This is a genomic window from Oleiphilus sp. HI0066, from assembly GCF_001635725.1.
Genome location: NZ_LWFH01001322.1, coordinates 1 through 19,457, shown reverse-complemented (window position 1 = coordinate 19,457; position 19,457 = coordinate 1). Strand labels below are relative to the sequence as shown.

The window sequence follows — 19,457 nt, the reverse complement described above, 5'->3', positions numbered from 1 at the left end:
GTTTGCCGGACTAATTAATGCCAAACTTCCTAAAAATCAGTCAACTTCAATGTCAGTACGATGAAAAGACTGTCCTTAACGATCTTAATTTCACATTAGATAAAGGCGAGTTAGCGGCACTTTTGGGACCAAGCGGTTGCGGAAAAAGTACACTTCTACGTGCGATAGCGGGATTCGAAAAAATCCAAAACGGCCAGATAGAAGTCAATCAAACTCTCTTATCTTCTCCTAGCGTATCCATTCCACCAGAAAAGCGGAAAATAGGAATGGTATTCCAAGACTACGCTCTGTTTCCGCATTTAACGATTGAACAAAACATTGCTTATGGCTTGGATAAACAACAAGCGAAATCGCCGAATAAACGAATAGAGAAGCTTTTAGACCTGATTGACTTATCCCAGCATCGAACGCGCTATCCACATGAGCTTTCTGGTGGGCAGCAACAACGTGTTGCGCTAGCCCGCGCTTTAGCACCAGAACCCGAATTAATTCTGTTTGATGAGCCATTCTCCAACCTAGACGCAGATCTCCGAACGCGATTAGGTGGAGAGGTGAGACAGATACTAAAAGACTTAAACACCAGCGCAATTTTAGTAACACACGATCAATCTGAAGCATTTGCGATGGCAGATAAAATTGGCGTTATTCAACAAGGAAAGGTTATTCAAACCGGCTCAGCAAATCAGTTGTACCATCAGCCGAAATCAAAATTTGTAGCGCAATTTATCGGCAAAGGTAGCTTCATATCTGGTAAAGCCGTTAACGAATCTACGATTGAGACCTCATTAGGGCAACTAAATGCCTGCTCTGCAAATGGAGAACTTGTTGAAGGAGAGAACGTTGAACTACTCGTTCGACCAGAGGCGGTCACGATAGATACGTCGAGTTCAACACAAGCAACGATTACAGGCTCAGCTTTCGCAGGCGGGACAACTTATTTTAGTTTGTCAGTTCACGAAATAGAATTAGAAATATCGCTAGGAAGCCAATTAGATCTACAAGTTGGCCAAACCATACCTATTAGTTTAGCCAACGGGCAACTCATCGCGTTTAAGACGTCGGTTTAAAGCTCTGCACACAAGCAACAGCCATTTTCCAACCCGAGACATATTTATCACGTTCACTCGAGTCTAAGTTTGGCTCAAATCGCTGTTCTAACTTCCATTTATTCGCAACGTCATTTAAACAGCTGTAAAGCCCTGCTTGAACCGCTGCGATATATGCTGCTCCCAACGCGGTTGTTTCAACTATTTCAGGACGCTCTACAGGCACATTGCATAAATCAGATAAACACTGGGCGAACCAGTCATTCACGATCATGCCTCCATCCACGCGCAAACTCTCAACATGAGCACCGTCGCGAATCATCGCTTCTAATAAATCATTCGTCTGGTGCGCGACAGATTCTAAACCAGCAGTGACGACTTCGTTGGCCCCAGTGTCACGTGTAAGTCCTAATACCGCCCCGCGCGCATCAGGGTCCCAGTAAGGGGCTCCTAGACCTGTAAAAGCCGGAACCACATATAAGGCATCTTGATAACCGACCTCTGTCGCAATCGCTTCCGATTCATGTGCATTTTCAATGACGCCAAGTCCGTCTCTTAACCACTGCACCGCAGCACCAGCAACAAAGATACTCCCTTCCAAGGCATAGACCACTTCACCATTGAAACGATAAGCCACCGTTGATAACAGCTTATTATCTGAGCGAAGGGCCGTGTCTCCGGTATTGAGAATCACAAAGCAACCTGTACCATAGGTACTCTTCAACATGCCTTTATCAAAACATGCTTGTCCAACAAGAGCCGACTGCTGATCACCGATCATCGCAAGTATTGGAACTGGTGCGCCAAGCCACTCTTCACTGCAGACACCAAAGTCAGCACCACAATCTTTTACTTCGGGTAAAACTGATTTAGGAACGTCAAATAACGCTAGTAATTCGTCATCCCATTGCTGATCTATGATATTGAAAAGATTGGTTCGAGAAGCGTTTGTGGCGTCCGTTGCATGCACCTCTCCATCAGTAAGCCGCCAGAGCAAATAGCTATCAATCGTACCAAAAGCCAAATCACCCTGATCTGCCAATACCCTAGCGCCATCGACATTATCTAAGATCCAAGCAATTTTTGTCGCAGAAAAATATGGATCTAACAGTAACCCTGTTTTGTCACGCAGTGTTCCTTCATCATAATTAGAGCGCAGTTTAGAACAGATAGACGCTGTACGTCGGTCTTGCCATACAATCGCGTTATAAATAGCTCGACCGGTTTTTCGATCCCAAACTATCGTCGTTTCTCGTTGGTTAGTGATACCGATTCCCTTAATGTCCTTCGCTGCAATCCCTGCTTTCGAAACAACCTCTCGCATTACCTCAAGAGTCGACGTCCATATTTCTTCAGGGTCATGCTCTACCCAACCGTTATTTGGAAAGTACTGAGTAAACTCTTTCTGAGAAGTACCCAGATGATTGCCATCTTGATCAAACAATAAAGCACGAGAGCTCGTCGTTCCTTGATCTAATGAGAGGATATAGCTCGCCATTGTTATAATTATCCTTTTGAAAACAGCCGCAATTGAGTGATGTAACAATACGAATTTATTCTTTTTTTTCAATCTCAACTTATTACTTGTGTGAAATTGACGATTGCGTTCACAAATCCACAATACAAATCGCTATGCTAAATCCAACGTTCAATATCGATAACAGGAATCAAGGATGACAGATAAACAAGCGGCCTATGATCTCTTCATCATTGGAGGCGGCATCAATGGGTGCGGCGTGGCGAATGATGCTGCGGGACGAGGTTTAAAGGTATATCTATGCGAACAGAACGATCTAGCTTCAGGAACGTCATCAGCGAGTAGTAAACTGATTCACGGTGGATTGCGTTACTTAGAGCATTACGAGTTCCGCCTCGTGCGAGAAGCCCTCGCTGAACGAGAGGTACTTTTAAATATCGCACCTCATCTCGTCGAACCGCTTAAGTTTGTGCTTCCACACCGTCCTCATCTGCGCCCTGCTTGGCTGATTCGTTGCGGTCTTTTCTTATATGACCATTTAAGCAAGCGAAATAGTTTACCGAGTGCGACATCTATAGATTTGGGAACAGAAAAAGGGCTTAAGGCTTCCATAAAAAGAGGTTTTGAATACTACGATTGCTGGGTAGATGACGCCAGATTAGTCATCACAAACGCAATCCAAGCAAAGCAAAACGGCGCGGTCATTTCTACCAATATGGAATGCCTTGGCGCAACCTATAATGAACGCGAAAGACTTTGGCATATACGCTGCCTAAATAAACTGACTAATGAAACGGTCGATGTTTCGGCACGCCATATAGTCAACGCAGCAGGACCGTGGTTAAGCAAAATCTTTGAACAAAAAGTCTCTCAACTCAAACCAAGTAAACAAATTCGACTGATAAAGGGCAGCCACATCGTTGTTCCTCGAGTTCCAAATGGTGACTCTGCATATATATTACAGAACGAAGATAAACGAATAGTTTTTGTACTGCCATACCAAACAAATTACTCGATTATCGGAACGACTGATCAGGAGTATCTAGGAGATATAAATAAAATAGAAATTGATCAATCAGAAATCGATTACTTGCTCGACGTACATAACCAGCACTTCATTCATCAATTAGGGTCCCAAGATATTGTCAGTACTTATTCTGGGGTAAGACCATTATGTAATGATGAGTCATCAGATCCCTCAGCGATTACCCGTGATTACACTATTGATACGCAAAGCATTGACGGTCACTCAGCATTCATATCGATCTATGGCGGAAAAATAACAACTTACAGAAAGCTCGCGAATGCCGTTATGGCACAACTACAACGTTATGTTCCAAACTTACAAGAGGAATGGACAGAGCGACATCCACTAATAGGCAATTCAAAGCTTGGAATGACAAGACAAGGGATCACAGACCATCTTACAAGCCATTACCCGTGGCTCACGTCTAGCCTAGTTAGACGCTATGCATCAAGTTATGGGTTGCTAGCAGAGAATTTTTTGACTGGACGAGAAAGTATTAACGAGCTCGGTCAAGACTTCTCTAACGGCTTATATCAAGCTGAGGTAGATTACCTGATTAAAGAAGAATGGGCGCGAAATGCAAAAGATATATTATTGAGAAGAACCAAGCTCGGCTATCAGTTTTCAGATTCACAAGAGAAAACACTGCGTACTTACATTCAATCGTATCTGAATGAACCCAATATCACCCATTTAAACAGCGCTTGAGGTTAATCTAGCGCTGATGCACCTTGCTGCCTCGGCCATACAAGACTAAATTTGGCACCGCCAAGCTCTTCGCTCTTGCCAAGGAATGCTTGCCCGCCGTGCCAATACAAAATCCGACGAACAATAGATAATCCTAAGCCGTAGCCACCTGATGCCCTTGTGCGGCTATCATCTAATCTGGCAAATGGTGTAAATACAGACTCCCAATCTTCCTGAGGGATTCCTAGGCCATCATCTTCAACGTCGACCCGACACGTTTCTGAATCGCAACTAACGTTCACTTTGACTACACCCGAAGCGTAACGTGTCGCGTTACCAACCAAGTTTTGAATAGAGCGATGAATATATCGCGGTTCTATTTCGGTCTCCGCCCAGTCATCTGAATCTCGCTGAATAACTGCTTGTATATCTAGATTTGGACGCCCCACACTTTGCTCATCAACTACTTGATGGACAATATCCAACAAATTTGCCTGATGAAACGATAGTATCGGACCACCCTGCTCAAGCCTTGCGTAAGTTAAAATCTCATCAATTAGCTCATCTAACTCTTGAATGTCGCCATCGATTTCTTGCGCTTGCTTCCTAAGCGCTTCTTGATTTGGACAATCTTCAATCATTTGAACGCCAAAACGAATGCGCGCGACAGGTGTTCGCAACTCGTGCGAGACAGCGTGTATCATTTCCTTTTGTACAAGCATCAATCGCTGAATATGATCGGCCATCACGTTGAAAGCCGAGCTAAGCCTTTCAATCGCTTCACTCCCCTCGCTCACGTTCTTAACGCGGGCGTCTAATTCACCGCGGGCAATACGCTCTGCCACGGTTTCAACAGCACGCAACTTACGCTCATAGCCTTGAACAAAAATAGCAACCAGAGCGTACAGCGCGGATAAAACACCCGATATTAATAACACTACAACAGGAATCGAAACCAGACTAAACGGAGTCCAAAACTGAAGTCGATAGATAGTACCATCACTGGAACGCAACAGAGCTGAAACAGAATCACTAGAAATTGTTAAGTAATATCCTTGGTCGGATAAACTATCTAGAGCAGCTTGTGACTTTAAGGATGGGGAATCAACTACTTGGTAAAGCTGTAAACCCCAAGATTGTGCAAGAGCTGTTGCCTGCTCAACACTGCTTGAAAATAACTGTTGCTTAAACAACGAAATATACAACTTATAAATGCTACTGCCACTTTGATCAGACTCAAGCTCCAACAACAAATCATCATTCAGACGGGCGTACACTTTAAATAGATCGTCTTGATCAGTTAATACAACTTGACCTAACTCTAAACGAGCACGTGTGAGATCAGAAACAGAATGCTGCTCATCTGACACGACACTTAACGAGTTCACGTCAACACGATCTAAAAGATGCTGATGCTTTGCGAAATGCGACATTATTGGGCTAACTACGTCGCTCCAATAATGCTGGTGTCTAACAAAATTTGACGTGCTATAAATGAGCGTAACCAGCAGCCCCAAAGCCACAAGACAAATGGCTAAGCGACTGAAGATTCTTAAAGAGGGATTGTTCACAACTTCTTACCGGGGCTATGCTTCCTTAACGAAAAGATAGCCTTTACTGCGGACGGTCTTAATACGACGAGGGTGAACTGGGTCATCACCGATCTTAGGACGAATACGAGATACTCGAACATCAATCGAACGATCCTGTCCGTCATACTCGATACCCCTTAATGCCGTAAAGATCTCTTCCCGACTAAGTACATTACCCGCATTGCTTGAGAGCAACCAAAGAAGATCAAACTCTGCACTGGTGAGATCAATGCTCTCATCATCTAGCCATGCTTCGCGCATCGAAGAGTCAACGACTAAGTTATTAAATACGAGGCGTGTCGCTGCTTCACCGTCAGCACTAGATTGCGAAGTATCTGCATGCGCTTCAACATCTTTAATACGACGTAAAAGAGCTCGGATACGCGCCAACAAAACTCTTGGACGAACAGGCTTAGACATATAATCATCAGCGCCCATCTCTAATCCAAGCACTTGGTCCAAATCATCAGTCCGAGCAGTCAGCATGAGAATTGGACCATTGTAGCTAGGTCTAACCTTGCGACAAATGGATAAGCCGTCTTCACCAGGCAGCATTAAATCTAAAACTACCAAGTCAGGTTTCTCATTTACAATTCGGTCTACAGCGTTCGTACCATTGCCTTCAACTGAGACAACAAGACCATTACTTTCTAAGTACTCTTTAGTAAGCCCTGCTAAACGCTCATCATCTTCGACAATTAGGATTTTCCACGCTTCGTTTTGATCTTCTACTTCCATCTGCTTTTTCTTATAAATACTGGAGTTGATGAATACACGCACCTTCTAATGCAAGAGAATCTACACTTACACCTAAATACGCATTGTTACACTTAGTATATATGCTGTTTCGAAAATTACCTGATCAAAACAATAAATTCTTGTTCACCTATAGCTTTTATGAATTTTCCTCTACTGCAATAATTTCCAACTCGAAGCGTAAGGTAAGTCCCGCCAGCGGATGATTCGCATCAACCGTCACAGTACTTTCGGTAACATCGACAATTTGAACAATCTGAGTTTGTTCACCGGTATTAGTTTGAAACTTCATACCTGGGACTAGTTCCGGAATGTCAAACAAAGCCCGATCAACAACTGATACAAACTCGGGATTCTTTTCTCCATATGCAAGCTCTGGAGGAATTGTCGCTTCAATTCGATCTCCTGGGTGCCGACCTTCTACCGCACGCTGAAGCCCTTGGATAGTGTCATCACCGCCCAGAGTAATCTTCATTGGCTCACCACCTTCTGACGTATCAACAACTTCATCCTGAGGATTTTTTAGCCAATAATTAACTGTGTAAACTGTCATCAAATAAATCCAATATTATGTATTTATAAAACGTTACTTCGAAGAACGATCTATCAACCAGTCTGCACTGATCGCCCATGTATGTGATGGCGCAGATGCACCTGCAAACACCCCAGCATGCCCGCCTGGCACAACGCAAAATTCTTTATCTGTGGAGGACACGATATCAAGAATTTTATGCGCAGCTTTCACGCTAACGATATTATCGCTCTCACCGGCAAACGCTAGAATAGAGCACTTAATCTTTTTAAAGTGCGCCTTAGCTTTACCAATCCGCATTTCACCTTTTGCAATACGATTATCAATCATCATGTGAACAGCCATGTCTTTGATCGTTTCACCAGGATAATCAACCATGTCATCAAACCACTTACTCATTGTGAGGCTTTCTTCTAAGTATTCCCTGTCCCAGAGATTCAAGAATTTCTCGTATGAATTAATGACACTACCAATAGGGTTCGTAAGCTTAAAAGTGACCGACGAAACCCAACCAGGTACGTGGAACATTTTAGCCGGCATATCCAATACAGAGACATTCAAGATACTGGATATAGCCTGCGCTGGCTTATACACGACAGATAAAAACTTCCCCGTAATACCACTCTGGTGCATGTCAACCGGGCTCGCAACAGTCACGAGATTTCTAACACGATCATCGCCTGATGTAGCTAGATACATCAATGATAACAATCCACCCATGCAGTAGGAGAAAATAGACAACTCATTAGACTTTGAGTGCGAGACTACCGAATCAACGATCTGAGGCATCCACCCCATGACGTAAGATTCGAGCGACAAATCAGAGTGATCAGCCGTAACATCTCCCCAGTCAACGAGATATACATCAAAACCTCTAGCTAAAAAGTATCTTACGACGCTTCTATGCGGCATTAAGTCAAATATTAACGAAGTCGCGGCAAGTGGCGGCACAAGCAATACTGGAATATTCGCCGCACGTGTCGCGTCATCTTCCACATCAATCTGCTCTCCGGCCACTTCAATTTTAGACTCATCTAAGGGCTGATAATGGCGAACAGACATAATTCCATCGGAATGTACGACATCATAGGGGCTCAAATCTGCAATAACAAAATTGTCTGAAAACAATGTTTGCTCAATGCCATGACGAACGGACCAAAGTGCTTTTTTTAAAAAGCCAGGTTCTTTAGACATGAAAGAATTCTCTTATTAACTGCACGAACTAAGGACGCGCTATTGTATAAAAAGCACAAAAACGATCAAGCGCTTGGGGTACGTGAGATTCTATTTGCACATTAATGAGCGAAATACTTTTTAGCACCTTAAAAACTTAACCCTTAACCTTACGTCAAATGACGCTCAATTGATTGATAAAAGCCATACATTTTCCAGTAGAGCTACTGCGTAATATTTGGCCCAAATGAAATATGAGTTTTCGCACTCGCGAATAATTCATCACTCAAGCCCTTTAAACTTGAAACAAAAAAGCCCCGGTAAAACCGAGGCTTTTCATCAGGTACTAGCGCGTATTAACCGCCTAAGAACTTGATCATTACACCTGCTGCAACCGCAGATCCGATAACACCAGCTACGTTTGGCCCCATCGCATGCATAAGCAGGAAGTTTTGCGGATTGTTCTGCAAACCAACTTGGTTTGATACCCGAGCCGCCATTGGAACAGCAGATACACCAGCAGAACCAATCAACGGGTTGATCTTATTCGTGCTAAATACGTTCATCAATTTAGCCATCAGAACACCAGTGGCAGTACCAACACCAAATGCAACCATGCCTAGAACAAGGATACCAAGCGTTGTTACATCTAAGAACTTGTCAGCTGAAAGCTTAGAACCAACAGACAAACCAAGGAAGATAGTTACAACGTTGATCAATGCATTCTGCGCAGTATCCGAAAGACGATCTACTACACCACACTCTTTCATCAAGTTACCAAGACAGAACATACCAAGAAGTGGCGCAGCATCCGGTAGGAACAACGCAACCAAAATCAATACCGCAATTGGGAACAAGATTTTTTCTAATTGGTGTACTGGACGTAACTGAACCATCTGGATCTTACGCTCTTCAGCATTCGTCAAAGCATTCATGATTGGTGGCTGAAGCACAGGAACCAATGCCATGTATGAATATGCCGCAACAGCAATTGCACCCAATAAATGTGGCGCTAGAACGCTAGCAACATAAATCGACGTTGGGCCATCCGCACCACCGATAATACCGATCGCTGCAGCTTCGCCAATATTGAATTCCATTACGCCTGTCATGGTTAGAACCGCTGCACCTAGAACGGTACCAAAGATACCGAACTGCGCCGCTGCACCTAACAAGATCGTACGCGGGTTAGCAAGTAATGGACCGAAGTCAGTCATCGCACCAACACCCAAGAAGATCAAAAGAGGACCAACTGTACTACCAATAATAACGCTATAGAAGTTCGCCAACATGCCGTTAGCATAACCTGCATTCTTAGCGATTTGATCCGCAGCAAATACCGTAGATGCATTACCTTCTACATAAGCAGCTTTGAATGCCTTCAATGTTTCAGCAGTAATTTCTTGACCTGCTTCAAAAGGAATCTTCAGAACCTCTGAAAGAGCAAGCATAACGTCCGGCTTATGGAAGTGAATCGCGTTTTCCGCGGCAGTTAGTGCCAAGCCAGCTTCTGGGATGTTCGCAAGAACACCACCAAAACCGATTGGCACTAAAAGTAATGGTTCGAAGCCTTTCTTAATTGCTAAGTACAATAAGAAAAGACAAACCACGATCATCGTAATTTGGCCGCCAGTGATATTGTAGAAACCACTACCGGTCCAAAGATTGAGGATATTCTCCATATCTAACGAACCTTACTTATAGGGTTAACAATGTATCGCCGACTGCAACAGAGTCGCCAACTTTAACGCTGATAGCTCCAACAGTACCCGCACGAGGCGCACGTACTTCTGTTTCCATCTTCATCGCTTCAAGAATCAATAATAAATCACCTTCTTGAACTGCTTGTCCTGGCGTAGCAATTACTTTAAAAATGTTACCCGCTAATGGAGCAGGAACTGGCTCACCGCCACCCGCTGGAGCTGCTGCCGGAGCCGCACCTGCTGGCGCTGCTGCACCACCTTGAACTGGAACCATACCGGTAATGTCGCCACCTTCTTCCACTTCAACAGTGTAAGACTGACCACCAACATTAATGGTGTAAACACCCTTGCCGCCTTTACCAGCAAGAACATCATCTTCACTTGGCACAGGCTCGAACGCGTCAGCGTTGCCACGATTCTCAAGGAACTTAAGACCAATCTGCGGGAACAGTGCATACGTTAGAACGTCATCAACTACGTCGTCTGCAAGCTTGAAGCCATTTTCTTCAGAAAGCTTCTTAACTTCATCAGTCAACTTATCCATTTCAGGCTCTAGAAGATCGCCCGGACGACATGTAATCGCTTCTGCACCATCAAGTACACGATCTTGAAGTTCTTTATTGTATGGGGCCGGAGCTGCACCGTATTCACCTTTAAGAATACCAGCCGTCTCTTTTGAAATTGACTTGTAACGCTCACCAGTCAATACATTCAATACAGCCTGTGTACCAACAATTTGAGATGTAGGAGTAACAAGAGGAATATGACCTAAGTCTTCACGAACACGTGGAATCTCTTCTAATACCGCATCAAATTTGTCCGCCGCACCTTGCTCTTTCAACTGGTTTTCCATGTTGGTTAACATGCCGCCAGGAACTTGAGCGATAAGGATACGTGAATCTGTACCACGCAAAGAGCCTTCGAATTTCGCATACTTCTTACGTACTTTGCGGAAGTAAGCGGCAATCTCTTCTAGCAAGTCCATGTTTAGACCAGTATCACGATCTGTGCCCGCAAGTGCTGCAACAACACTTTCCGTTGCCGTGTGGCCGTAAGTCATAGACATAGATGAAATGGCTGTATCAACACGGTCAATACCCGCTTCAACAGCTTTTAAAATTGCCATGTCTGAGATACCAGAAGTAGCATGAGCGTGCAATTGAACCTCAAGATCAGTCTGAGCTTTCAAACGACTTACTAACTCGTAAGCTGCGTATGGAGTCAAAGTACCAGCCATGTCTTTGATTGCGATCGAGTCAGCACCAAGGTCTTCGATTTGCTTAGCTAATTCAATCCAGTTTTCGAGGGTATGAACCGGACTAGTTGTGTAAGAAAGCGTACCCTGAGCATGACCGCCATTTGTTTTAACCGCTTTCAAAGCGCGCTCAAGGTTGCGAGGGTCGTTCATCGCATCAAACACTCGGAACACTTCTACGCCATTTTTAACAGCACGCTCAACAAACTTATCAACAACATCATCTGCGTAATGACGGTAGCCAAGAAGATTTTGACCACGCAACAACATTTGTTGCTTAGTATTTGGCATCACTTTTTTAAGTTCGCGAATACGATCCCATGGATCTTCGCCAATGAAACGAATACATGAGTCAAACGTCGCACCGCCCCATGACTCTAGAGACCAATAACCAACTTGGTCTAATTTCTCAGCGATTGGAAGCATATCGTCGATACGCATACGTGTTGCAAGAAGTGATTGGTGAGCATCTCGAAGTACCACATCGGTGATACCGAGTTTCTTATTTGCTTCAGTCATTACTGTCAGGCCTTCTATTAAAGGTTTAGTAGTTATAATTCGATATTAGCGTTTCTTGTCCGAACGGTACTGATTAACCGCTTCTTGTAAAACTGCAAGTAATTGTGCATCAGCCGGCGCTGCAGCAACAGGAGCTGGCGCCGCTTTAGCTGGTTCAGGCTTCGGCGCATACTTGTTAACTAGCTTTGACATAGTCGAAGTCACAACAACAAGAATCGCTAGAAATACGAAGACGAAGCCCATACCGACAGCCATGAGACTGAACGCTTGAGTCATTAAATCGCTCATAGTTTGATCAACCCTTATGGATTAATTTATAAGTAAGCAGGCGTGCATTTTCCTGCCATTTAAAAGCTCCGGTAATTTACCGCCATTCAATAGGCTTAGCAAATTCGAATCCGCTATTAAGACCATAACCAAAACTAATGCAAAACACCAAAACAAAAAGGAATACAGATAGATACCAATATACAAACTGTTATGAGTAAAAAGACAAGCACGTAACCCATACAAGAGACCTTGAAGACCCTAGACTGCCTGCAACAATGCCACCGACCCTGAGACAGAATAAACCATATAAACTTGATCCGACTTATGAACTACAAAGCACAAGCCTTCATAATAAATTTTTAAACTCTGACCGCGCGAAGATCGTTTGGAGAAATCTGCACACTCACTAAGCTGTAAAACCTGACGCAAAATCTCGCAAGCCAAACACCAATGTTTGTTTATATTGCCCTCTCCCCTATTAACGAGTAGCAAATAATCAACTAACACTGAAGAACCTAGCACCAACACACGTTCAGCTAACCAAGATTCAAGAGGACTAACCGCCCGAAAAGAAGAGCGACACAAATAGACACTCTCACCATCACACTCCAGATACCAATGCACACACTCAAGACCACCCATCTCCAAGAAAGCGCCTGCCCCTGTAGCCATCACGTCATTAATTCGATCCCTCTGAACATCTCTATTAACGGTTGTCGACAAAACTGCCATAACTCGATCAACCTTGTTATCAAACGTCTGCGTTGCATCACGCAAGCTGGAGAGCAAACTCCTCTCTACCAATCTTTTATGCGAATGACTCAGAGGATACGTGGGCAAATATAGGTGAGGACTTGCAGCCCTATTTGAGCGCGAATTGCTTCTTACATTGAATAGATTTTTAAATTTCATGATTTGACCTCCCTGAAAACTAAGGCCAATAATAAAATTTATAACGACACGTCATGTCGTTCGAAACAAATTAGGGGAAAGTGGCGCGGCTGGGAGGATTCGAACCTCCGACCGCCTGGTTCGTAGCCAGGTACTCTATCCAGCTGAGCTACAGCCGCGCAATGGTTCGGTCATAAACCGAAACACTTGATTAAAAGGGGTGTGGCACGGCTGGTAGGATTCGAACCTACGACCACCTGGTTCGAAGCCAGATACTCTATCCAACTGAGCTACAGCCGCATCTTATAAAAATCAAGGTACAACTTAAGGTAGGTTTGAAGTGGCGCGGCTGGGAGGATTCGAACCTCCGACCGCCTGGTTCGTAGCCAGGTACTCTATCCAGCTGAGCTACAGCCGCGTATCTTCAAAAAGGTGTCATGGCGGAGAGAGAGGGATTCGAACCCTCGATGGGCGTAAACCCATACACCCTTAGCAGGGGTGCGCCTTCAGCCACTCGGCCATCTCTCCAGACGCGGCGTATAATACCAAAAAAATATTAAATGCCAAGCGCCAATTTCGTTTATTTCCTGTTTTTTCAGAGGATCGATCAGGGAATAAACGATTCGCCTAATTACTCATCAGAACCCGAAGTATCGGACTTCTCTTTCTGGATTCTTTGGTAGATTTCTTCACGGTGAACAGACACATCTTTCGGTGCATTTACACCAATTCGTACCTGGTTACCTTTTACTCCTAGCACAGTCACTGTGACATCATCGCCAACCATAAGCGTTTCACCAACGCGGCGCGTCAAAATTAGCATTCTTGCAACTCCTTCGTTTGTACTACCTTCCAAAGATTATCTTAACTTGTAGGACGTCCAAATTAATTACTGCCAGTAAAGTCTACTTTTCTCAAAAAGAAAGGAACATCTTAGAACTTTTCTTTATGGACACCTAATCATTACCGGCAAGCTTGTATTAAGCAGATTATAAGCGAGAACTGTAATTACTCACTCTTATCCAAATCAAACGCTGTATGCAATGTGCGCACAGCTAATTCCATGTACTTCTCATCAATCACGACTGAGATTTTAATTTCAGACGTAGAGATCATCTGAATATTAATGCCTTCCTGAGAGAGCGCGTCGAACATGGTGGTAGCAACACCTGCATGCGATCGCATACCAACACCAACAATAGAGACTTTCGCGATTGTGTCATCGCCAACGACCTGCTTAGCACCTAGATCAGCACAAACCTGCTCTAAGATTGCCAATGCTTTTTTGTAGTCATTACGGTGGACCGTAAAAGTAAAGTCCGTGCAGTTATCGACACCAACGTTTTGAACAATCATGTCGAGTTCAATATTCTGATCACTGACAGGCTTTAAAATCTTGCTAGCGATACCCGGAATATCAGGAACACCAACAAGCGTTAATTTCGCTTCATCACGATTAAAAGCAATACCAGAAACTAACGGCTGCTCCATACCACCCTCATTATCTATAGAAATTAAGGTACCCGGCCCTTCCTTAAAACTGGATAGAACACGCAAAGGCACACTATATTTACCCGCAAACTCGACAGAACGAATCTGCAAAACTTTAGAACCGAGACTAGCCATCTCGATCATCTCTTCAAAAGTAATCTGCTCCAGACGTTGCGCTGACTCAACTACACGAGGGTCTGTTGTGTATACACCATCGACATCCGTATATATCTGACATTCATCAGCTTTAAGAGCAGCCGCCAAGGCAACAGCAGTTGTATCTGAACCGCCCCGACCAAGCGTCGTGATATTGCCCTTTTCATCAACCCCTTGGAATCCAGCTACAACGATAACGCGCCCTTGCTCAATATCAGAGCGCATCTTATCTTCGTCGATATCTAGAATGCGAGCCTTCGTATGCGTATCGTCGGTTGTAATTCGAACCTGCCCGCCTGTATATGATCTCGCAGGACAGCCTCTTTTGTTCAGCGCCATACTCAACAAGGCAATCGTTACCTGCTCACCCGTTGACACCAATACATCCATTTCTCTAGGCGTAGGCTCGTCGGTAATGTCGCTGGCAAGACCGATCAATCGATTTGTTTCTCCACTCATTGCAGAAACAACTACGACGATGTCATCTCCCTTATCGCGAAAGCCTTTAATTTTATCCGCAACAGCTTCGATACGCTCAACCGTACCAACAGATGTGCCGCCAAACTTCTGAACCAACAAAGCCATTTCTTTATTCCTGTACCACTACCAACGCACTACGTATATGCAAAAAGCGCGGGATTATAACTTACTTTCAACCCAAACTTGAACCCTAGCTAAAGCTTCATCTAGCCTAGCCAAATTGGTGCCACCACCTTGCGCCATATCAGGACGACCGCCGCCTTTACCATCAACGATCTGGGAAACTTCTTTCATCAATTCGCCAGCTGAAAATTTCTTTGAAATCGACTTAGTCACACCCGCAATCAAAACAATCTTATCGCCTTCCTTAGCAGCTAATAACACGACAGCTTCACCAAGCTCATTCTTCAATTTATCAACGGCATCCATTAACGCTTTACGATCCATGCCGTCAGCGTTTTGCGCCAAAACTTTAATACCCGACACGTCTTTTGCATTACCAGCCAACTCACTACCCGCATCAGCAGCTAGTTTCGCCTTTAATTTTTCAAGCTCTTTTTCTGCAGATTTAAGCTTTTCAAACTGACCCAACGCTTTGTCTAGGACGACATCTTTATTACATTTCAAAGCCGCCGCTAACTCAGAAAGTTGCTCTAAGTTTTCACGAACATAACGTTCGGCCGCATCACCTGTGAGCGCTTCGATTCGACGTACACCAGAAGAAATGCCACCTTCAGAAACGATTACAAGTTGACCGATATCTCCTGTTCGTTGCACGTGTGTACCGCCACAAAGTTCAACAGAAAAAGAATTGCGTCCCATAGAAAGTACGCGCACTTCATCACCGTACTTTTCACCAAACAATGCCATTGCACCCATCTCGCGAGCCGAATCCATATTGGTCAACGTAGTTGTTACAGCTGTATTAGCGCGAATCTCGGAATTAACAATCGATTCCAATTCGCTAACTTGCTCTTTAGTCACCCCTTCATAATGCGCAAAGTCGAAACGCAAACGCTCACTATCTACCAATGACCCTTTCTGGACCACGTGTTCACCTAAAACCTTGCGCAAAGCAGCATGCAAAAGGTGTGTTGCAGAATGGTTCAAAGCAGTTGCTTCTCGCTCTGACTGGGCAACTTCACACTCTACAGAATCGTCTTTAGCAAAATTGCCGTTAGCTACAACACCAAGATGAACAAATTGATTGCCTTGCTTTTGAGTATCTTTTACTTCGAAAACCGAATCACCTGAGCGAATTACACCCGTATCTCCGGCCTGACCACCAGACTCAGCATAAAAAGGCGTTACATCAAGTACGATAGCCCCAGCTTGTCCTTGCGCTAAAGAAGCTTCCTGACCATCAACAAGCGTGGCGACGATATTACTTTGGCCTTCTAGGGACTCATAGCCAACAAAACTCGTTTCGCCTTCGATAGAGAAGGTATCATTATAATCAACGTCGAACTTGCTAGCGGATCGAGCTCTTTCGCGTTGCGCTTCCATGGCCACATCAAATCCATGGTAATCAAGCGTCAATCCGCGCTCTCTCGCAATATCGTTAGTTAAGTCAACGGGAAAACCGTAAGTATCATAAAGCGTAAATACTGTTTTTCCGGAAATAACCTTGCCTTCAAGCTGATCAATATCAGCTTCTAAAAGCCGCATACCTTTATCCAGTGTCTTAGCGAACTGCTGCTCTTCTTGAAGCAAAATTTTCTCGATTTGAACCTGCCCCGTCCTTAACTCTGGGTAGGCGTCTCCCATTATATGAACAAGACTAGAAACTAACTTGTAGAAAAATACCCCTTCCGCGCCAAGTTTATTACCGTGGCGAATAGCGCGGCGAATAATACGACGCAATGTATATCCACGACTTTCATTAGACGGCATCACGCCGTCCGCAATCAAAAACGCGGCTGAGCGAATATGATCAGCAATAACACGCAAAGATTTTTCTTCAGTGGACACACCATTCAAAAGATTAGACGCATCAGATAACAAATCTTGGAATAGATCGATCTCGTAGTTGCTATGCACACTTTGCATAACGGCAGCGATACGCTCCAACCCCATCCCTGTATCAACTGAAGGTTTTGGTAATGGATTCATTTTCCCGTCGGCAGTGCGGTTAAACTGCATAAATACCAGATTCCAAACCTCAATGTAACGATCACCGTCATCATTTGGTCCACCAGGAGGATCACCTGCAACAGCTTCACCATGATCGTAAAAAATCTCGGTACAAGGTCCGCATGGCCCGGTATCACCCATCGACCAGAAGTTGTCTTTTTCTCCTAAACGAGAAAAGCGATCTTGATTGATACCAATATGATTAAACCAAATTTCTTCAGCCTCTTTATCGCCCTTATAGACCGTCACCCAAAGCTTTTCTTCTGGAATCCCAAGTTCCTTGGTCAGAAATGTCCAAGCAAACTCAATCGCCTCTGTTTTAAAGTAATCACCAAAACTAAAGTTCCCCAACATTTCAAAAAACGTATGATGGCGAGCCGTATAACCAACGTTTTCAAGATCGTTATGTTTACCACCTGCGCGAACGCATTTTTGAGATGTGGTCGCTCGGCTATAGGCACGTTTTTCAGTACCTAGAAACGTATCCTTAAATTGATTCATACCAGCATTAGTGAATAGCAAGGTCGGGTCATCGGCCGGAACGAGTGAACTACTTGCCACTCGCTGATGCTCGTTTCGAGCAAAGTAATCTAGAAATTTCTCGCGGATTTCTGCCGTCTTCATCTTTAAGGACTCACCAGGAAGTTTTAGTTATAGAATTCAATGAGCTGCATCAGCAGCAAAGCAGCGTACTGTAACATAATTTACATTGACCGGAACGCATTTAGGGGCGAACTCAAGCACTTTCCAATCTTTAGTTTGTAATATTTTCTAAACTTGGGATCTTATATGCGCTAGTATTCATAACGATTAATGATTTGGAAAAAATATGCGCGAGTTTTACGAAAACGTAGAAGAAATGAACACTGCGGGCTTACCTCGACGGCTAGCTGCGATGTTTTATGATTTTCTCCTAAATATTGCTCTTTTAATGGTCACCACTGGTGTATACATGATGATTTCCAAAAAAGTCATCGGAGCTGAAACGTACAAGGCAATGAATGAAAGCGGCAGTACAATTGGCGACCCAATTCTAACAGTAATATTGTTCGCCACATTGTTTTTATTCTACGGATATTTCTGGACCAAAACCGGACAAACACTTGGTATGCAAGTTTGGCATCTTCGTGTCCAGACTCACGATGCAAAACGCATCACATGGGTACAAGCACTCCGCAGATTTATCGGAGCATTTATATCGACATCTATATTCGGACTTGGCTATTTATGGCTCTTAATCGATAAAAACAATCGGACACTTCAGTGTTATATCTCAAACACTCAGATCGTAAGGATCCCCAAAAGAGCGAAAAAATAGTTACTTTACTTTTTTAATGCCAAGAACAATAAAAACAAGACCAACAACAAAAGCGACAATTGCCTTTGTAGATGACGAACCCGTCAACGCCTGCCCCACTTGGCCAGATAGAGAAGAACTAACGTTATACCCCCATAGAACAACTGCAACACCAACCACAATCAAAACGATACCCACAATTTTTTGAGAGCCCATAAACTCACCTCGCTTTAAGTAGTGTGGCCATTTAAGTAAACATAATGCATTTTGTCTAATTTGTGATCAGCACTCAGTCGTGGACCGATAATAAGCACATCACTAATACTGCTATCGCATACAGAATTGATGGATAGACCACAAGCTCTTACCACACACATTAAAAAGCATACCCAAAACTGTGTTAATGCTTTCACGGTTAAAACCAAACTTGCCCAAAACGTTCTTAGCTTGAACAGGGATTAATAATTAAAGTAACGGGTGCGGTTTGAGAGGATGATCTTGCGATTTATAAAAAGGACGAGATTCCACAGCAGTTTTGCATTAGAAGATTAAAGCCGGTCGCGACGGACCTTTGCTCACAGGCTTAGCTCGTTGTATGCTTACGGGGTATACCTAGAATTGGCTACAGCAGTCTTTGCCTTACTCCACATGGTACCCATGTGAATGCTCTGTCTATAAATTCCATACATAAAAAAAGGGCTATCCAACCAGATAGCCCTCTCTCATATTAGAAGCCTGACGATGACCTACTCTCACATGGGACCTCCCACACTACCATCGGCGATGAACCGTTTCACTTCTGAGTTCGGGATGGGATCAGGTGGTTCCAGTTCTCTATGGTCGTCAGGCAAAACTCTGGTTGAAGTAACTTACGGTCGTTACACCAACACTTAATTCTGCTGTTGTCTTTAACATTGGAAGCAATAGTAGTCGCTTATGATTCATATCTTCATTATTCGTCGATTTTTCGAT

Annotated in this window: 16 protein-coding genes, 4 tRNA genes and 1 rRNA gene; 3 read left to right on the top strand and 18 right to left on the bottom strand. The window is 43.9% G+C overall.

The genetic code is table 11. The features are described 5' to 3' along the window. The first annotated feature begins 17 nt into the window (after nucleotides 1–17). Complete coding sequence (locus A3738_RS19535) at nucleotides 18–1,067, top strand: ABC transporter ATP-binding protein (RefSeq protein ID WP_068502774.1); 1,050 nt, start codon at nucleotides 18–20, stop codon at nucleotides 1,065–1,067. On the opposite strand, the gene glpK is transcribed toward A3738_RS19535, so the two are convergent. Beyond that, complete coding sequence (gene glpK, locus A3738_RS19530; RefSeq protein ID WP_068479369.1) at nucleotides 1,051–2,544, bottom strand: glycerol kinase GlpK; 1,494 nt, start codon at nucleotides 2,542–2,544, stop codon at nucleotides 1,051–1,053. The two genes, A3738_RS19535 and glpK, sit on opposite strands and share 17 nt — an antisense overlap. A 175-nt stretch (nucleotides 2,545–2,719) precedes the next feature. Here glpK and glpD point away from each other — a divergent pair, with 175 nt between their 5' ends. Continuing rightward, nucleotides 2,720–4,258, top strand: a complete 1,539-nt coding sequence (glpD, locus tag A3738_RS19525; RefSeq protein ID WP_068479367.1) for a glycerol-3-phosphate dehydrogenase — start codon at nucleotides 2,720–2,722, stop codon at nucleotides 4,256–4,258. A 2-nt stretch (nucleotides 4,259–4,260) separates the two neighbouring features. Here glpD and A3738_RS19520 read toward each other — a convergent pair whose 3' ends face one another. From A3738_RS19520 to alaS, 15 genes are all read right to left on the bottom strand, one after another. Then, on the bottom strand, nucleotides 4,261–5,670 hold the full coding sequence (locus A3738_RS19520) for an ATP-binding protein (protein ID WP_156493612.1): 1,410 nt from the start codon (nucleotides 5,668–5,670) through the stop codon (nucleotides 4,261–4,263). A 153-nt stretch (nucleotides 5,671–5,823) separates the two neighbouring features. After that, nucleotides 5,824–6,567, bottom strand: a complete 744-nt coding sequence (locus tag A3738_RS19515) for a response regulator (protein WP_068476036.1) — start codon at nucleotides 6,565–6,567, stop codon at nucleotides 5,824–5,826. A gap of 157 nt (nucleotides 6,568–6,724) precedes the next feature. Further along, nucleotides 6,725–7,138 (bottom strand): peptidylprolyl isomerase, encoded by a 414-nt coding sequence (locus A3738_RS19510; RefSeq protein ID WP_068475045.1) that lies wholly within the window; start codon nucleotides 7,136–7,138, stop codon nucleotides 6,725–6,727. 33 nt (nucleotides 7,139–7,171) lie between these two features. After that, nucleotides 7,172–8,311, bottom strand: coding sequence for an alpha/beta fold hydrolase (locus A3738_RS19505; protein WP_068479365.1), 1,140 nt, complete (start codon nucleotides 8,309–8,311; stop codon nucleotides 7,172–7,174). A 335-nt stretch (nucleotides 8,312–8,646) separates the two neighbouring features. Further along, the gene (locus tag A3738_RS19500) at nucleotides 8,647–9,972 is read right to left on the bottom strand and encodes a sodium ion-translocating decarboxylase subunit beta (protein WP_068479364.1); all 1,326 of its coding nucleotides are present in this window, start codon (nucleotides 9,970–9,972) and stop codon (nucleotides 8,647–8,649) included. A 16-nt stretch (nucleotides 9,973–9,988) separates the two neighbouring features. Further along, nucleotides 9,989–11,767 carry a sodium-extruding oxaloacetate decarboxylase subunit alpha gene (gene oadA, locus A3738_RS19495; RefSeq protein ID WP_068479362.1) on the bottom strand — a complete coding sequence of 593 codons (1,779 nt, stop codon included), beginning with the start codon at nucleotides 11,765–11,767 and terminating at the stop codon, nucleotides 9,989–9,991. Nucleotides 11,768–11,812: 45 nt separating this feature from the next. Further along, a complete protein-coding gene (locus A3738_RS19490) occupies nucleotides 11,813–12,043 on the bottom strand; it encodes an OadG family protein (protein WP_231876670.1) in 231 nt (76 codons plus the stop codon). Nucleotides 12,044–12,295: 252 nt separating this feature from the next. Further along, on the bottom strand, nucleotides 12,296–12,826 hold the full coding sequence (locus A3738_RS19485) for a hypothetical protein (RefSeq protein WP_156502249.1): 531 nt from the start codon (nucleotides 12,824–12,826) through the stop codon (nucleotides 12,296–12,298). A 204-nt stretch (nucleotides 12,827–13,030) separates the two neighbouring features. Continuing rightward, nucleotides 13,031–13,107, bottom strand: a tRNA-Arg gene (locus A3738_RS19480). 44 nt (nucleotides 13,108–13,151) lie between these two features. After that, nucleotides 13,152–13,228: transfer RNA gene (locus tag A3738_RS19475), tRNA-Arg, on the bottom strand. Nucleotides 13,229–13,269: 41 nt separating this feature from the next. After that, a tRNA-Arg gene (locus tag A3738_RS19470) sits at nucleotides 13,270–13,346 on the bottom strand. A gap of 20 nt (nucleotides 13,347–13,366) precedes the next feature. Beyond that, nucleotides 13,367–13,456, bottom strand: a tRNA-Ser gene (locus A3738_RS19465). Between the two features lie 103 nt (nucleotides 13,457–13,559). Next, nucleotides 13,560–13,751 carry a carbon storage regulator CsrA gene (csrA, locus tag A3738_RS19460; protein ID WP_068479356.1) on the bottom strand — a complete coding sequence of 64 codons (192 nt, stop codon included), beginning with the start codon at nucleotides 13,749–13,751 and terminating at the stop codon, nucleotides 13,560–13,562. Nucleotides 13,752–13,936: 185 nt separating this feature from the next. After that, complete coding sequence (locus tag A3738_RS19455; RefSeq protein ID WP_068479354.1) at nucleotides 13,937–15,160, bottom strand: aspartate kinase; 1,224 nt, start codon at nucleotides 15,158–15,160, stop codon at nucleotides 13,937–13,939. 54 nt (nucleotides 15,161–15,214) lie between these two features. Then, nucleotides 15,215–17,812, bottom strand: coding sequence for an alanine--tRNA ligase (gene alaS / locus A3738_RS19450; RefSeq protein ID WP_068479351.1), 2,598 nt, complete (start codon nucleotides 17,810–17,812; stop codon nucleotides 15,215–15,217). Nucleotides 17,813–18,017: 205 nt separating this feature from the next. On the opposite strand from alaS, the gene A3738_RS19445 reads away from it, so the two are divergent. After that, nucleotides 18,018–18,506, top strand: a complete 489-nt coding sequence (locus A3738_RS19445) for an RDD family protein (RefSeq protein ID WP_068479348.1) — start codon at nucleotides 18,018–18,020, stop codon at nucleotides 18,504–18,506. Here A3738_RS19445 and A3738_RS19440 read toward each other — a convergent pair whose 3' ends face one another. Together A3738_RS19440 and rrf are read right to left on the bottom strand one after the other, a co-directional pair. Then, on the bottom strand, nucleotides 18,507–18,701 hold the full coding sequence (locus A3738_RS19440; RefSeq protein WP_068500039.1) for a DUF3185 family protein: 195 nt from the start codon (nucleotides 18,699–18,701) through the stop codon (nucleotides 18,507–18,509). Nucleotides 18,702–19,218: 517 nt separating this feature from the next. Further along, a 5S ribosomal RNA gene (gene rrf, locus A3738_RS19435) occupies nucleotides 19,219–19,333 on the bottom strand. Nucleotides 19,334–19,457 lie beyond the last annotated feature (124 nt).

What these genes read in the sequence shown, in the direction of transcription:
- A3738_RS19535 (WP_068502774.1), top strand. Translation starts at nt 18, where the DNA reads ATGCCAAACTTCCTAAAAATCAGTCAACTTCAATGTCAGTACGATGAA.
- glpK (WP_068479369.1), bottom strand. Translation starts at nt 2,544, where the DNA reads ATGGCGAGCTATATCCTCTCATTAGATCAAGGAACGACGAGCTCTCGT.
- glpD (WP_068479367.1), top strand. Translation starts at nt 2,720, where the DNA reads ATGACAGATAAACAAGCGGCCTATGATCTCTTCATCATTGGAGGCGGC.
- A3738_RS19520 (WP_156493612.1), bottom strand. Translation starts at nt 5,670, where the DNA reads ATGTCGCATTTCGCAAAGCATCAGCATCTTTTAGATCGTGTTGACGTG.
- A3738_RS19515 (WP_068476036.1), bottom strand. Translation starts at nt 6,567, where the DNA reads ATGGAAGTAGAAGATCAAAACGAAGCGTGGAAAATCCTAATTGTCGAA.
- A3738_RS19510 (WP_068475045.1), bottom strand. Translation starts at nt 7,138, where the DNA reads ATGACAGTTTACACAGTTAATTATTGGCTAAAAAATCCTCAGGATGAA.
- A3738_RS19505 (WP_068479365.1), bottom strand. Translation starts at nt 8,311, where the DNA reads ATGTCTAAAGAACCTGGCTTTTTAAAAAAAGCACTTTGGTCCGTTCGT.
- A3738_RS19500 (WP_068479364.1), bottom strand. Translation starts at nt 9,972, where the DNA reads ATGGAGAATATCCTCAATCTTTGGACCGGTAGTGGTTTCTACAATATC.
- oadA (WP_068479362.1), bottom strand. Translation starts at nt 11,767, where the DNA reads ATGACTGAAGCAAATAAGAAACTCGGTATCACCGATGTGGTACTTCGA.
- A3738_RS19490 (WP_231876670.1), bottom strand. Translation starts at nt 12,043, where the DNA reads ATGACTCAAGCGTTCAGTCTCATGGCTGTCGGTATGGGCTTCGTCTTC.
- csrA (WP_068479356.1), bottom strand. Translation starts at nt 13,751, where the DNA reads ATGCTAATTTTGACGCGCCGCGTTGGTGAAACGCTTATGGTTGGCGAT.
- A3738_RS19455 (WP_068479354.1), bottom strand. Translation starts at nt 15,160, where the DNA reads ATGGCTTTGTTGGTTCAGAAGTTTGGCGGCACATCTGTTGGTACGGTT.
- alaS (WP_068479351.1), bottom strand. Translation starts at nt 17,812, where the DNA reads ATGAAGACGGCAGAAATCCGCGAGAAATTTCTAGATTACTTTGCTCGA.
- A3738_RS19445 (WP_068479348.1), top strand. Translation starts at nt 18,018, where the DNA reads ATGCGCGAGTTTTACGAAAACGTAGAAGAAATGAACACTGCGGGCTTA.
- A3738_RS19440 (WP_068500039.1), bottom strand. Translation starts at nt 18,701, where the DNA reads ATGGGCTCTCAAAAAATTGTGGGTATCGTTTTGATTGTGGTTGGTGTT.